The organism is Duganella kummerowiae (assembly GCF_053572355.1).
In genome coordinates this window covers 141439-155529 of sequence record NZ_JBKFEH010000015.1, presented here as the reverse complement: position 1 = coordinate 155529, position 14091 = coordinate 141439, and the positions used below count along the sequence as shown (strand labels likewise).

Below are 14091 nucleotides of genomic sequence, written 5' to 3'. Positions count from 1 at the left end.
GAATGAGCCACCCCATCGACCGCCGCCGCTTCATGCTTGCCATGCTGGCCGCGCAGCTTGCCCTGCCGCGCGCCGTCGCCGCAGCGCGGCCCGCGCGCCTGCCGCCCTGGACCCCGGGCCAGCTGGACATCCACCACATCGCCACCGGCCGCGGCAGCGCCACCCTGGTGATCATGCCAGACGGGACCAGCCTGCTGATCGACGCCGGCGCCACCAATGACGCCCTCGATACCTCGGCCGCGCCCAAGCCCAGCGGACAGCGCCGTCCGGGCGAGTGGGTAGCGCGCTACGTGCAGCGCCATTTGCGCGCGACCGGCCGCCAGCAGCTGGACTATGTGCTGGTCTCGCACCTGCATCCCGACCACATGGGCGACGTGGACGATAGCGCGCCGCCGTCAGCGCAAGGGCCCTATCGCCTGTCCGGCGTGACCGACGTGGCCGAGCTGGTGCCGGTGATCAAGCTGATCGACCGCGCCTACCCTTCCTATGACTATCCGGTGCGCCCGGGCGGCCGCTATGCTGAGAATTACTACGCCTACGTGCAGTCGCGCGCCGCGCGCGGGCTGGCGGTGGAACGGGCGCGGCCCGGCAGCGCCAGCCAGATCGCCGCGCGCAGCATCGCGGCGCCGTTCGGGGTGCGCGTGGTGGCCGCCAACGGCGAGGTGTGGACCGGCAGCGGCGAGCAATCCCGGGCCATGTTCCCGCCCCTGGCCACGCTGGCCAAAGCCGATTATCCAAACGAGAATGTGTGCTCGATCGCGCTCAAGATCAGCCTGGGCCCGTTCTCCTACTTCACGGGCGGCGACCTGACCAGCTACACCCTGGACGGCGAGCTGCCCTGGCGCGACGTGCTGGGCGCGGCCGCGCGCGTGGCGGGACCGGTCAGCGTGGCGACCGCCGACCACCACGGCATGTTCGACGGCCTGAGCGCGGACGCGGTGCGGGCCCTGCGCCCGCAGGCCTGGGTGATACCGGTGTGGCACATCGCCCATCCGGACATGCTGCAGATGGAACGCATGCTGAGCCAGCGCCTCTATCCCGGCGCGCGCGAGATCTACGCCACCTCGCTGATGCACGAGAACGACCTGGCCAACCGGCGCCTGACCAGCCAGCTGCGCAGCAACGAAGGCCACGTGGTGGTGCGGGTGGCGCCGGACGGCGCCAGCTACACCATCTACGTGACGGACAACAGCGATGAGAGCGATACGGTCAAGCTGGCCAGCGAGCACCGGCCGGCGCAAGGCCGTTCGACCTGAATACCCCCTGGCGCCTCAAAGCGCCCAGCCTGGCGGCTGGCCGATATGCGCCTTGAGCGCATCGAGGAACACGGTCACGCGCGCTGGCGGCTGGCGGATGGCCCTCAGTGCATGTATGCCCGTCATTGCAGGCGCTTGCCTGGACCAGTCCGGGAACAACTGCTGGAGCGCACCTGCCTTGATGTCCGGGCCCACCACCCAGTCGGGCAAGTAGCCGACTCCCAGGCCTTCCAGTGCGGCCAGGCGCATCGCCTCGAAATCATCGCAGGCAAAGACCGGCTGGGTGCTTCCGGCGCGCGCCGGATGCCCAAGGACGTCGCTCCAGCCCAATAAATCCGCACCATGCAATTTGTCGATCAAGCGATGACAGAGCAGCTCCTGCATATTCGCCGGCGCCCCCTTACTGGCCAGATAGGCGGGACTCGCGCACAGCAGCCGGGTCTGGGTTGCGATGCGGCTGCCGATGAGGGCACTGTCGGCCATGTCGCCTATCCTTATCACCAGGTCCAGGCGTTCCGCCACCGGGTCCGCCAGCCTTTCCGTGAGGTCCAGCTCCAACCGCAGGTCAGGGTAGTCCCGCGCCAGCGCTCCCATGATGGGCAGGACATAGCGCTTCCCGAACGTGGGGAAGCAGGCCACCCGCAGGATGCCCGTCACGGCGCCCTTCATCGACGCCAGCTCCTGCTGCGCGTCCACCAGCGCATCTAATATCTGGCGCGCCCTTACCAGCAGGGCCTGGCCGGCATCGGTCAGCGTCAGCACCCGGGTCGAGCGCAGGAACAAGGGGGTATCGAGGTACGCTTCCAACGTATCGATTTGCCGGCCGATGGAGGATGGCGTGCGCCCGCGGCGTCGCCCGGCGCCGGAGAAACTCCCTTCGCGCGCCACATCGACAAACACGCCTAGAAACTCTGCGAATTTTTCGGACTGCATCTGTACATTCCTTGCCGGCACTGGTCGGAAAGCGCCATCTTATCCGATAAAGCCGCCCCTACCCGCGTGGTCGCCCAACGGGGAGATCGGGCGCTCGGCAATTCGGGTTATGCAAAAAGTGCAAAGCCGTTTATCCCATCCAGGCAGTTATCAATTCCCGCCGCCCTTGTTACGCTCAGTAGCCATCACGCGACCATTTCAGGAGCCATGCCCATGCCATTTACGATCAAGCTCAACGGCCACCAGCGCACGGTGGATATCGACGGCGAAACGCCGCTACTCTGGGCCATACGCGATGTGATCGGGATGACGGGCACCAAATTCGGCTGCGGCATCGCCCAATGCGGGGCATGCACCGTGCACCTGGACGGCCAGCCGGTACGCTCCTGCGTGCTGCCGGTGTCGGCGGTCGGCAACCGCGAGGTCACCACCATCGAGGCGGTGGGGGAAACCGAGAACGGAAAACGCATCCAGCAAGCCTGGCTGGCCGTGGACGTGGTCCAGTGCGGATACTGCCAATCCGGGCAGATCATGTCCGCCGCCGCCCTGCTGAACCGCAATCCCAACCCGAGCGACGCCGACATCGACGCAGCCATGTCCGGTAACCTTTGCCGCTGCGCCACCTACGTGCGCATACGCGCCGCCATTAAGCAGGCGGCGACCGGAAAACAAGTCGTCACCCAGGCCATTCCCGCGGGCGCCGCCGGAGGCCGCCCATGAAAAGCGAACAAGACACCGTGTCGGCCGGCCGCCGCCGCGTGCTCAAAGCCGCAGGCCTGTCCGTGGCATTCGCCTGGATGTCCACGCCCAAGCCGGCGCTGGCCCTGATCACGCCGCACCGCCAGGCTGGCGATGCCGCCGCAGCGTCGGCTGACGGCGCCCCCGCCTTCGCGCCGAACGCCTTCGTGCGCATCGATACCGATGGCGCGATCCGCCTGGTGATGCCGATGGTGGAAATGGGCCAGGCCATCTACACCGGCTCCTGCATGCTGCTGGCGGAGGAGCTGGACGTCGGCCTGGACCAGATCCAGGTGGAACACGCACCGCCCAGCGATGAACTCTACGGGATGAAACTCCTGAAGGGACAAATCACGGGCGGCTCCACCAGCACCCGCAGCACCTTTACCGAACTGCGCCAGGCAGGCGCCATGGCCAGGGCATTGCTGGTCTCCGCAGCTGCGGCAAGATGGAAAGTGGACCCCGGCGCCTGCGTGGTCGAGCGCGGCGAGATCCACCACCGGCCCAGCGGCCGCAGCCTGAAATATGCGCAAGTGGCTGCCGCCGCCAACAAGCTGCCCGATGTGCAGGAGGTCCGGCTCAAGAGCCCGGGCGAGTTCCGTTTGATCGGCAAACCCATGGCGCGCCTGGACTCGCGCGACAAGATCAACGGCGCGGTCAAATTCGGTATCGATGTCAGCGTGCCCGGAATGAAGATAGCCACCGTCCAGGCCTGCCCCACCTTCGGCGGCAAGCTGCGCAAGTTCGACGACCGCGCGACCAGAGCCGTTGCGGGCGTCATCGACGTGCTCCGCATCGAGAACGCCGTCGCGGTGGTGGCCAACCACTTTGGCGCCGCCAAGCGTGGCATGGAGCTGCTGGAAGTCGAGTGGGACCTGGGCGCGAACGCGAAGCTCAGCACCAAGGACTTGCGCGATGGCCTGGCCGCCAGCCAGCAAAATGGCAAGGCCATCCTCGGCCGCGAAGTGGGCACGCGTCCGGAAGGTGAGTTCATCCAGGCTACATACAAGCTGCCCATGCTTGCCCACGCGACCATGGAGCCGCTCAATGCCACTGTGCACGTGACCAAGGACCGCTGCGAGATCTGGGCCGGCACCCAGGTTCCCACCCGGGTGGTCGCCAACGCGGCGAAGATCACCGGCCTGCCGCCCGAAAAAATCATCCTGCATCCGCAATACCTGGGCGGTGGATTCGGCCGCAGGCTGGAGTCCGACTATGTGGATCAGGCCGTGGCGTTTGCCAAGCTGGCGCCCTACCCGCTGAAAATCATCTGGACCCGTGAGGAAGACATCCGGCACGACATCGTCCGTCCCATGTATCACGACGTTATTTCAGCGGTGGTCGACGCCAAAGGATATCCGGTCTGGTACGGTGACCGCGTCTGCAGCGCCACCGTGCTGGGACGCTGGCGGCCAGGCGGCATGCGCAAGAATGGCCTGGATGGCGACGCCATCGAATGTGTGGCCGATATTCCCTACGCCGTTCCCAACATGAAGGTCGAATGGGTACGCCACGACATGCCGCCCGGCCTGCTGGTCGGCTGGTGGCGCGGGGTCGGCGCGCTCCATAACCTGTTCATCGTGGAGAGCTTCTTCGATGAACTGGCGCATCGGGCCAAGGCAGACCCCGTGGCATGGCGCAAGGCGCTGCTACGCCATAACCCGCGTTCGATGGCAGTGCTCGACCTGGCGGCCAGGCAGTTTGGCTGGGGCAAGCCCATGCCGCCACGGGTGGGATGCGGTGTCGCCCTGGGCGAACCGTTTGGCACCAAGGTCTGCGCCATGATCGAGGTCGAAGTCACACCACAGGGCGACGTGCGCCTGCGGCGGGCGGTGGTGGCGGTGGACTGCGGCGTGCCGGTCAACACCGGCTCCATCGAGGCGCAGATCCAGGGCGGGCTGCTGTTCGGCCTGAGCGCGGCGCTGTTCAATGAAGTGACGATAGAGCACGGCGCCATCGAGCAAAGCAATTTCAACGACTACCGCATGATACGCATGAACGAGACGCCCAATGTCGAGGTCCACATCGTCAACAGCACCGAAGCGCCGGGCGGCATAGGCGAAGTCGGCACCGCGATTGCGGCGCCAGCGCTGGCCAACGCCATCTACGCCGCGACCGGTGTCCGCCTGCGCGAACTTCCGGTACGCCGTGCATTGCTGGCGCAAGGCCGGCAGGCATCCATGGCCCCACACGGCGCAAGCGCGGCGCAAGAGGAGCAATCGGCATGAAGCGCATATTTGTCCTGGCCCCGCTCTGCCTGGCCATTGCCGGCGCGGCCGCCTACACTTACCTGACCCGTTCCGACCCGGCGCCTGGCGTGTCGCCTGCCCTGGCCGGCGCACCGGCGTCGGCCTCGCAAATCGAACGCGGCGCCTACCTCGCCAAAGCAGCCGATTGCGTGGCCTGTCACACGGTCGCCGGCGGCAAACCCTACGCCGGCGGACTGGCGTTCAAGCTGCCGTTTGGCACGCTGTACTCGTCGAATATCACGGCGGACAAGGAAACCGGCATCGGCAACTACAGCGATGACGACTTCGTGCGCGCGCTGCACGATGGCATACGCAGGGACGGCAAGCGCCTGTACCCCGCTTTCCCCTACACTTCCTACTCGCAGCTGAGCCGCGACGATGCGCTGGCCATCAAGGCTTATCTATTCAGCCTGCCCACAGTGAAGCAGCAGGCGCGCCAGCCGGAGCTGGGTTTCCCGTTCAACCAGCGCTGGGCCATGGGATTCTGGAATGCCGCGTTCTTCAAGGCCGAGCGCTTCCAGCCGACGCCGGGCAAGCCGGCCGAATGGAATCGCGGCGCCTACCTGGCCGTCGCGCTGGCGCACTGCGCGGAATGCCATACGCCGCGCAATATCGGCTTTGCCCTGAACCATAGCAAGGAATTGAGCGGCGCCGTGGTCAACGGCTGGCAGGCGCCCAACATCACGTCCGACCCGGTGCACGGGATAGGCAAGTGGACCGACGCGGAGCTCGCGCTATATCTGCGTACCGGCCACGCGAGCGGCCACGGTTCGGCGGCAGGCCCCATGGGCGAAGCGGTGGAGAACAGCCTCCAGTATCTGGCGCCGCAGGACGTCCAGGCCCTGATCACCTACCTGCGCAGCGTAGCGCCGCGTGCCGGCGACGAGGCGGCAGCCATCAACGCGCGGCCCGACAGCATGGCCGGTTCCGGGCCGTACACGCCGTCGCCTGCGACGCCATCGCACCTGGCAGGCGGCCTGCGTCTGTTCGAAGCAAGCTGCGCCAGCTGCCACCAGTGGAATGGGCAAGGGGCGCAGTCCAGCCATGCCTCGCTGGCAGGCGCCCGCTCCGTGAACGACCCGGCTGGCCGCAACGTGGTGCAAATCATCCTGCATGGCGCAAAGATGCGCATCGGCGGCAAGGAGGTGGCCATGCCCTCCTTCAAGGCCGCCTTTACGGATGATGAAATTGCCCAGTTGAGCAATTACGTGATTTTCCAGTTTGGTGGCAAGCAGGGCAAGGTCACGGCGGATGCCGTCGCCCAGCAACGCAAGAACTGACGACCGCCTAAAACCGGACCACCTGTGCGAGGCGTGCACAGCCGTTTGTGGGCGGCATGGGATTATCGCCGGGTGCTTAGCTCGCTATCCTGACCTTAGCTCATGACTCGCAAGGAATGCGAGACGAGACCTGATGCAGCAGGGCCGAAGCGCCAGCTTCCCGCCCTGCGCATCGCCCACTCTCTACAGGTTAAGGAGTCACCATGAAAGCAATCACATTCGACGATTTTGGTTCCACCGACGTGCTGAAACTGGCCGAGGTACCCGACCCGGTGCTGCGTCCCGACGATTTGATGGTCCGTGTGCACGCGGCCGGCGTCAACCGCGCCGACCTGACCCATCGCCGCGGCGGCTACGGCCGCCCCGACTTCGGAGACTCCAGCATCATGGGCCTGGAAATCGCAGGTGTCGTCACGGCCGTGGGGGCAAACGCCCGGGGTTATCAGGTCGGCGACCGCGTCATGGGCATCGTCGGTGGCGGGGCCTACGCCGAAATGGCGCGTATCGACTACCGCATGGCCATGCCGATTCCCGAAGGCCTGGACTACATCCAGGGCGCCGCCATCACCGAAGTGTTCGTCACCGCCCACGAAGCCCTGATCCATCTGGGCAAATTGCAGCCAGGCGAAACCGTCCTGATCCACGCCGGCGCTGGCGGGGTGGGCGGCGCTGCAGTCCAGCTGGCCCACGCGGCCGGCGCCAGGGTCGTCACCACGGCCCAATCGGAAGTGCACGAGCTGGTACGCCGCATGGGAGCGGACCACGCGATCGACTATGTGGACGAGGATTTCGCCGCCGCCGTGGCTGAGCTGACCGGCAATCGTGGCGTCGACCTGATACTCGACTTCATCGGCGCGCCCTACTTCGAACGCAACGTCAACTCGCTGGACTTCGGCGGCCGCCTGGTACAGATCGGCATCATGGGCGGCATAGACAACGCCAGGATCCCGCTGGAGCGCCTGCTTTACCGTCACCTGCACATCATCGGCACCGTGATGAAGTCGCGCAGCCAGGAAGTCAAGCACGGCATGTCGCGCCGCTTCAGGGAGCGTTGGCTGGACCAGTTTGGCAAGGATGGCCTGGCCCCGGTGATCGACAGCGTGTTCCCGCTGGCGCAAGCGGGCGCCGCGCAGCAGCGCATGGAGGACGGTTTGAATGTCGGCAAGATCGTGTTGACCGTTTAGAGGCCAGCGCGAAAGCCCGTTACCTGCGCAGGGCATCGATGAGCACCACAAGCGTGGGTTGCGCCTGCCGACGTCCCGGCGCATTGGCGGTTTGCCCAATCAAACCAAAGTGGATATCCGGCATGTAGCGTATAGCCGGGCTATCATGGATAACGACCTAGACGCCTTCCTGCGACAAGCCGAAGCGCGCTGGGCATGGAGCATGCGTGGCATGCGCTGCAGCCCAACGGCAGCCGGCCAAGGGCTGTCACGCTTCGGACAGTACGGGAGCGCTTCTGCCACCAGCACCGACCGTGGGAAGCCCCTTCGATCTCGTCAAGAAAGCTGCTCGTCTTAGCGGCAGTCTCCTATTTAAAAAATTTTGACAAAAGTCAAAAAGTTACATTGTGTGAGCTTTCCACTGAATATTGCTGGTAAAATTTTCTCGCCTAAATTGCAAGGAAATTTATGAAGTCGCACACAAAATTATTTGCCTCGCTACTCCTTTTTTTTCAACAGCTTTGTTTTGCTGAAAATTCACCCAGCCCGATTATTCTTGAAGCAACGGAAATAAAATCTGTCCGTGTTGTTTTGAGTCCCCCAGGGCTATTGACACGCACACAGTGGAACGAACAGGACCTCTACGAATCATCGTGCTCATATGAGACACATTCCTACCAAGAAGTAAAAATTATACTGGAAGCGCTACAAAACTTTACTCTTTACCCCGCCAACTTAACAATATATCGCCTACGTGGCGCTATTTATCTAGAATTAAAAAATGGCCAGCAAATAAAATTTTTAATGGATGACGGCGCGGATACCAGTGGCGAACGTTATATTAGGGTTTATGGCTACCCAGGTACTGAATCTCTTAAGGTTACGCCGTTAGCTTTTACAGCGCTAACGAACTGGACGAAGTCAGCGAAATTTAATACAAATATAACCAGAACAAAAGGCGTTAATTGCGCCGATTAATTTCACGTACAAGGATAGAACATGCCCAATTTTAAAGACGGCAGCACCACCGCTGATATCGCGGCTTTCTGGAAAATGATAGACTACCTCACGGTACCTGGCGGATTAAACTTCAGCGATGACTTCAGCAGTCAAAAAATAGAATTTAACCATAGGGGGCAAATGACTTACGATCCAGTTACGGATACAATTAATGTAGATCCCTACTCAGGCTTAATCGTTATTTCTGCCGATGGAACTATTGGTGTGCAATCCCCCGCAGTAGGGTTTTATCATGAATGGATGCATAAAAAAACCGCAGAAATGGCGAAAAACATGCTTCAGCAGCTTGCGGAAGAATGGGCGACGATGCTGGAATCTCAACTGGCGAACAAACTTGGAGAACCCGTCAGAGCGTTGTACGGTTCAACTGGGGGTACCGTAACTTTATCTGATCCAACACAGCATACAAACCCGGGAGGATATTGGCAGCAGGTGAAGAACGGGAAGGTAGAGGTTGGACCAAAATATGAGCCAGGGCAAACTCCCCCCGATATGAATCACCCACCCGGTACTGGTGGCGACTCGGGTGGCGGCGGTGGGGGTGGTGGTGGCGGCGGAGGTGGCGGCGGTGGGGTGACACTCCCTGGTTACGACCCTGACCCCGAAGCGCCGAATCCAGATCCCAGTCATCCGATAATAAATGTGGTCGGTACGCACTCACCAGTCATTGAACTGGTAGGCATCGCCCCAATTGAACCCCACCTGCCCACATTCTGATCAGCAGGGGGAGTGAGATAGCCCGGCGCGGTCAAGACCTGGCTCCTGCTCAACGCCAAAGGTATCCGCTGGGGCAAACATCAGGTGCCAAGAGCGCGCCAGCAGGAGGGCATCCAGACGGGCCGCGTCAGGCCCTTTCGCGTCATGCAGGCAAAGGAAAGGATGCAAGCGCCAGCGCTTGACCTGATCCGTCGCCTGTTCCCCGTCGATGCCCCGAACAAGATATGGGTCGGCGATATGACGGTGCTGCGAACCCGACAAGGAATGATGACCTGGAGGTGGTGCTGGACCTGTTTATGGGCCGCGTGATAGGGTGGCCACGCATGGCAGGCCTCAGTGCCGACATTCGGACTTGACTGGAATTAGCGGAACAACGCGCGCCCTCGGCGCGCTGAGCTGCCGCGCTGCGGCAGCAAACGGGCGATTCGGAGCGGGATGGCCCTGCAGGGCCATGCCCTTCGAATCTCACACGCAAGGCCCGCAGGGGCCTTGCTCGCTTCCGCCAGGAAATAAAAAAACCGCCTCGCGGCGGTCATTTTTTATTTCCTGGCGGAAGCGGTGAGATTCGAACTCACGAACGGAATTAACCGTCGGCAGTTTTCAAGACTGCTGCCTTCAACCACTCGGCCACGCTTCCAGGTGGCTGCATTATACAGAAAACACACTACTAAGCCAGAGGGGACCAAGCAGAGGCGACTCAGGCCGCCTTGGTCGGCAGCCAGTTCTGCCGCAGCGCCGCTTCGAAGGCCTCGGCCGGCAAGGGCTGCGAGAACAGATAGCCCTGCACCTCGTCGCAGCCCGATTTTTTCAGGAAGGACAGTTGCTCCACCGTCTCCACGCCCTCGGCGATCACCTTGTGCTTGAGCTGCTGGGCGATGCTGATGATGGTGCTGGCAATGGCGCAGTCGTTGGCGTCGGACGGCAGGCCGGTGGTGAAGGAGCGGTCTATCTTGAGGGTGTCGATGGGGAAGCGCTTGAGGTAGGACAGGCTGGAATACCCGGTGCCGAAATCGTCCAGCGACAGGGTCACGCCCAGCGCCGTGATGCGGTCCATGATGCCGATCACGCGGTCGATATTGTGCATCAGCGTGCTCTCGGTGATTTCCAGTTCCAGCCAGCACGGCTCCAGCCCGTAGCGCTTGAGCGTCTCCGCCACCCGCCCCGGCAGCGCCGAGGTGAATTCGCGCGCCGACACATTGACCGCCAGCCGCACCGGCGGCAGCCCGGCCTTTTTCCACTGCTCGGCCTGGGCGCAGGCCGTCTCCAGCACCCACTCGCCCACCTGCACCACCAGCCCGGTGGCCTCGGCCAGCGGGATGAACTCGGCCGGCGGCACCAGTCCGCGCTGCGGGTGGCGCCAGCGCACCAGCGCTTCGGCGCCAATGATCTTGCCGCTGGAGATGGAGAACTTGGGCTGGTAGTGCAGCAGCAGCTCGCCATTGCCCAGCGCATTGCGCAGCCCGGATTCGATGCGCATGCGCTCCTGCATGCCCTGATTCATGTCCTGGCTATAGAACGCCACGTGCTCGCCGTCCGCCGCGCCCACCTGCTTGGCGCGCACCATGGCGATGTCGGCCAGCCGCAGCAGGGTCTCGGCGTCGCCGCCGTCCTGCGGATAGACGCTGATGCCGATGCTGCCGCCCACCCGCAAGTCGTGGCCCTCGATCAGGATGGGGGCGTTCAGCGCGCCCAGCAGCTTGTGCGCCACCGTGCTGGCTTCGTAGTGCTGGCTGATGTCGAACAGGCCGACCGCGAATTCATCGCCGCTCAGGCGCGCCACCAGGTCCTGGTCGCGCAGCACGCCACGGAAGCGTCGCGCCACCTCGCACAGCAGGGCGTCGCCTATCTTGCGGCCCAAGGTGTCGTTGATCACCTTGAAGCGGTTCAGGTCGATGAACAGCATGCAGCCCTGCAGCTTGCTGCGCTGGGCCACGGTGAGGGCCTGGTCCACCAGCTTGGTCATCAGGCTGCGGTTCGGCAGCCCCGTCAAATCGTCGTAATAGGCCAGATGGTGGATGCGTTCCTCGGCCTGCTTGCGCTCGGTGATGTCGGTCAGGTAGGCGATCAGGCCGATCGAGCGGTCGTGGATGTCGCTCAGCGGCGACAGCGACAGGCTGGCCCAGAACACCTCGCCCGATTTCTTCTTGCGCCGCACTTCCATCAGGCGCCCGCCCTGCAACAGGTAGGGGTCGTCGAAACTGTGGTCCTCCTCGTCGTACAGGAACAGGATGTTGCGCCCCACGGCTTCCACCGAACTGTAGCCGAACAGCCGCTCGGCGCCCTTGTTCCAGCTGGTGATAAAGCCGTTCAGGTCCATGGTGAGCACCGATTCGTGGATCTGGTCCAGGATTTGCGACTGGTGCTGCAGCTGGGCCTCGACCTGGCTGTAGGCGTGCGCGCTGCGCCGGGCCAGCGAATGCACCTGGAACACGCTGGCGGCCAGCCCGGCCAGGCTGGCCAGGTGCGCCTGGTCCAGCTCGCCGTACTCGCGGCCGGACACGGCCAGGTGGCCGAAGCACTGCTCGCCGTAGCGGATTTCCTGCACCAGCCCGCCCTCCGGCACGGCGGCGGCGTGGGGGCCGTCGGCCGCCACGTAGCAGCCTGCAGGGCTGTCCATCACGGCGCGCGCGATCCGTCCCAGTTCCTCGGCCAGCGCGGGGCCGCGCAGGCGCAGCACGGCGTCGCACAGGGCGGCGCTGTGGGCCAGGAAGTCGGAGACGGGATGGGCCGCCATGTCAGATATTCCTGCTCACCTGGATCGCCCAGTGGTAGGCCTGCAGCTGCCCTTGCCAATAGGTCTCGCGCTCGATGCCCAGCGCCTCCAGCGCGGCCGGGTCCGGGCGCTCTACCAGGCACAGCAGTTCGCCCAGCGGGCCGGTGCGCTCCAGCAGGGCCATCACCACGTCCACGTCCAGGGACAGGGCGCTGACGATGTCGGCCATGGGCATGGACAGCAGCACGTCCAGCAGCGAGAACACGCCCACCACAAAGGCCATGTCCTGCTGGTCGCGGTCGCCGCCCCGGCTCTTGGCCAGGGCTTCCATGTGGGCCGCGCGCACGGCCGCCAGCGGCAGCAGCGGATGGGCCAGCTCGTCGTCCTGCTGGCGCGCGTACAGCAGCAGCTGCAGCCAGCGCTGCAGCTGGCGCCGGCCCAGCACGTTGATGGCCTGGGCGAAGCTGTGGATGGGGTTGCTGAGGGCGAAGGCGGCCGAGTTCACCAGCTTGAGCAAATGGTAGGACAGGGCCGGGTCCTGCTTGAGCAGCACTTCAAGCTCGCGCGAGTCGGCGTCGCGCGCCAGCAGGCCCAGGAGCGCCAGCAGGCGCTTGCGCGAGGTGCCGTCGCCCTGCTGCGACTGGCCGGGACGCAGCGCGTAATCGCCCTGGAACCAGCTGAAACCGGCCTCGCGGCATTCTGCCAGGCGCGCCTCGCTGTGCACTCCGGTGGCCAGGTGCGGTCCCGGCTGGCCCACCAGCGCCAGCAACGGCGGCAGCGCGTCCCGGGCGTCGAAACGCAGGGCGCGGGCACCGCAGCGGGTGGCGTCCAGGCCGGCCACCCCTTCGGTCATCACGCGGTAGCCGGCTTCGGCCCAGCCGGATACTTTTTTGTGTACGGCCGCATCGGCGCAAGCCTCCGCTGGCAGGCTGACGATGACGCGGTGGGCGGGCAGTGAGTCCAGGTGGGATGCTTCCACCCGCAACGGCTCGGGTAGCGTAATGATGCAGTCCAGTGGCGCCAGGGCCGCGTGCATGTCGGGATAGCCCAGCAGGGTGATGGCGTCCTGCAGCGGATCGCCGCCTGCCGCCGCCCATGCGAACGTCAGTGCCACCCACTCGTGCTGGGCATTGGACACCGCGTTTAGTTGCACCAAAGGAAACTGGCTGGCTGCGGACTCGGACATCTGATTCTCGGTGTGGGTAGTGCGGCCCATCTTAGAGGATGTATTGACGGATGGCAACCATGTACGAGCATGATTGTAGTCTATCTGTCCATATTACCAATGCCAGACCGCACGAAACATTCAAACTTAGTAAATTTTACATTCTTTCCTTACGGCAGAATATATCAGAAATTTCCGCAGTGACAGTTTCGGTTGAAAATCAGGCCATCTTCATTGCATGTGTTGTACTGCGTATCTGATCAGTTCAGCCTGTCCCTCTATGCCCAGCTTGCGCTTGATGTTGAGGCGGTGGGTTTCCACCGTGCGCACGCTCAGGTCCAGGGCGCGCGCGATCTGCTTGTTCGATTCGCCATTGGCGATGTGGCGCAGCACTTCCTGTTCGCGCCCGGTCAGCTGGTTGTCCTGGTGCTGCGGCTGGGCCAGCTGGCGGGCCAGCGCGGCGCTATAGTAGATCCCGCCCGACATCACGGTTTCGATGGCGACCACGATATCCTTGCCCGGCGCGTCCTTCAGTACATAGCCGCGTGCACCGGCCGCGATCGCTTGCGACACGTACTCCAGCTTGTCGTGCATGGACAGTATCAGCACGGCGATGCGCGGAAACGCCTGCCGGAATTGCGCCGTGGCCTCGATGCCGTTGGTGCCGCGCATGTTGATATCCATGAGCACCAGGTCGATATCGTGCTGTACCGCCTGCTGCAGGGCTTCCGCCGCTCCGCCGGCCTCGGCCACGACCTGGAACTGGGGCATGGCTTCCAGCCGGGCGCGCAGGCCGTCGCGCACCAGGGGATGGTCGTCGACCAGCAGGATTTTCACGGGGGCTTGCATGGGTCTCT

The 14091-nt window shown here is 63.9% G+C and carries 11 protein-coding genes and 1 tRNA gene; 7 read left to right on the top strand and 5 right to left on the bottom strand.

Translation table 11 applies throughout. The features are described from left to right. The first annotated feature begins 2 nt into the window (after positions 1-2). Positions 3-1256, top strand: a complete 1254-nt coding sequence (locus ACLB1G_RS20335; protein ID WP_491629057.1) for a ComEC/Rec2 family competence protein — start codon at positions 3-5, stop codon at positions 1254-1256. A gap of 15 nt (positions 1257-1271) precedes the next feature. Here ACLB1G_RS20335 and ACLB1G_RS20330 read toward each other — a convergent pair whose 3' ends face one another. Beyond that, complete coding sequence (locus ACLB1G_RS20330; RefSeq protein WP_491629056.1) at positions 1272-2189, bottom strand: LysR family transcriptional regulator; 918 nt, start codon at positions 2187-2189, stop codon at positions 1272-1274. Positions 2190-2402: 213 nt separating this feature from the next. On the opposite strand from ACLB1G_RS20330, the gene ACLB1G_RS20325 reads away from it, so the two are divergent. The 6 genes from ACLB1G_RS20325 (at position 2403) to ACLB1G_RS20300 (ending at position 9356) form a co-directional block, all read left to right on the top strand. Continuing rightward, entirely contained in the window at positions 2403-2909 is a 507-nt protein-coding gene (locus tag ACLB1G_RS20325) for a (2Fe-2S)-binding protein (protein WP_491629055.1), read from the top strand. Beyond that, positions 2906-5155: a xanthine dehydrogenase family protein molybdopterin-binding subunit gene (locus ACLB1G_RS20320; RefSeq protein ID WP_491629054.1), complete on the top strand. Its 2250-nt coding sequence runs from the start codon at positions 2906-2908 to the stop codon at positions 5153-5155. Before ACLB1G_RS20325 ends, ACLB1G_RS20320 begins: the two co-directional genes overlap by 4 nt. Then, positions 5152-6456, top strand: coding sequence for a c-type cytochrome (locus tag ACLB1G_RS20315; RefSeq protein ID WP_491629053.1), 1305 nt, complete (start codon positions 5152-5154; stop codon positions 6454-6456). Before ACLB1G_RS20320 ends, ACLB1G_RS20315 begins: the two co-directional genes overlap by 4 nt. A 203-nt stretch (positions 6457-6659) precedes the next feature. Continuing rightward, a complete protein-coding gene (locus tag ACLB1G_RS20310) occupies positions 6660-7640 on the top strand; it encodes an NAD(P)H-quinone oxidoreductase (RefSeq protein ID WP_491629052.1) in 981 nt (326 codons plus the stop codon). A gap of 447 nt (positions 7641-8087) precedes the next feature. Beyond that, on the top strand, positions 8088-8597 hold the full coding sequence (locus tag ACLB1G_RS20305; protein WP_491629051.1) for a hypothetical protein: 510 nt from the start codon (positions 8088-8090) through the stop codon (positions 8595-8597). A 21-nt stretch (positions 8598-8618) separates the two neighbouring features. Continuing rightward, complete coding sequence (locus tag ACLB1G_RS20300; protein ID WP_491629050.1) at positions 8619-9356, top strand: hypothetical protein; 738 nt, start codon at positions 8619-8621, stop codon at positions 9354-9356. Positions 9357-9903: 547 nt separating this feature from the next. On the opposite strand, the gene ACLB1G_RS20295 is transcribed toward ACLB1G_RS20300, so the two are convergent. The 4 genes from ACLB1G_RS20295 to ACLB1G_RS20280 all read right to left on the bottom strand — a co-directional run bounded on the left by ACLB1G_RS20295 (position 9904) and on the right by ACLB1G_RS20280 (position 14083). Next, positions 9904-9993: transfer RNA gene (locus tag ACLB1G_RS20295), tRNA-Ser, on the bottom strand. 60 nt (positions 9994-10053) lie between these two features. Continuing rightward, positions 10054-12090, bottom strand: coding sequence for a putative bifunctional diguanylate cyclase/phosphodiesterase (locus ACLB1G_RS20290; RefSeq protein WP_491629049.1), 2037 nt, complete (start codon positions 12088-12090; stop codon positions 10054-10056). A 1-nt stretch (position 12091) separates the two neighbouring features. Beyond that, a complete protein-coding gene (locus tag ACLB1G_RS20285; protein ID WP_491629048.1) occupies positions 12092-13255 on the bottom strand; it encodes an EAL and HDOD domain-containing protein in 1164 nt (387 codons plus the stop codon). 210 nt (positions 13256-13465) lie between these two features. Continuing rightward, positions 13466-14083 carry a response regulator gene (locus ACLB1G_RS20280; RefSeq protein WP_491629047.1) on the bottom strand — a complete coding sequence of 206 codons (618 nt, stop codon included), beginning with the start codon at positions 14081-14083 and terminating at the stop codon, positions 13466-13468. Between the last annotated feature and the right edge of the window lie 8 nt (positions 14084-14091).

What these genes read in the sequence shown, in the direction of transcription:
- ACLB1G_RS20335 (WP_491629057.1), top strand. Translation starts at nt 3, where the DNA reads ATGAGCCACCCCATCGACCGCCGCCGCTTCATGCTTGCCATGCTGGCC.
- ACLB1G_RS20325 (WP_491629055.1), top strand. Translation starts at nt 2,403, where the DNA reads ATGCCATTTACGATCAAGCTCAACGGCCACCAGCGCACGGTGGATATC.
- ACLB1G_RS20285 (WP_491629048.1), bottom strand. Translation starts at nt 13,255, where the DNA reads ATGTCCGAGTCCGCAGCCAGCCAGTTTCCTTTGGTGCAACTAAACGCG.
- ACLB1G_RS20320 (WP_491629054.1), top strand. Translation starts at nt 2,906, where the DNA reads ATGAAAAGCGAACAAGACACCGTGTCGGCCGGCCGCCGCCGCGTGCTC.
- ACLB1G_RS20330 (WP_491629056.1), bottom strand. Translation starts at nt 2,189, where the DNA reads ATGCAGTCCGAAAAATTCGCAGAGTTTCTAGGCGTGTTTGTCGATGTG.
- ACLB1G_RS20300 (WP_491629050.1), top strand. Translation starts at nt 8,619, where the DNA reads ATGCCCAATTTTAAAGACGGCAGCACCACCGCTGATATCGCGGCTTTC.
- ACLB1G_RS20290 (WP_491629049.1), bottom strand. Translation starts at nt 12,090, where the DNA reads ATGGCGGCCCATCCCGTCTCCGACTTCCTGGCCCACAGCGCCGCCCTG.
- ACLB1G_RS20305 (WP_491629051.1), top strand. Translation starts at nt 8,088, where the DNA reads ATGAAGTCGCACACAAAATTATTTGCCTCGCTACTCCTTTTTTTTCAA.
- ACLB1G_RS20280 (WP_491629047.1), bottom strand. Translation starts at nt 14,083, where the DNA reads ATGCAAGCCCCCGTGAAAATCCTGCTGGTCGACGACCATCCCCTGGTG.
- ACLB1G_RS20310 (WP_491629052.1), top strand. Translation starts at nt 6,660, where the DNA reads ATGAAAGCAATCACATTCGACGATTTTGGTTCCACCGACGTGCTGAAA.
- ACLB1G_RS20315 (WP_491629053.1), top strand. Translation starts at nt 5,152, where the DNA reads ATGAAGCGCATATTTGTCCTGGCCCCGCTCTGCCTGGCCATTGCCGGC.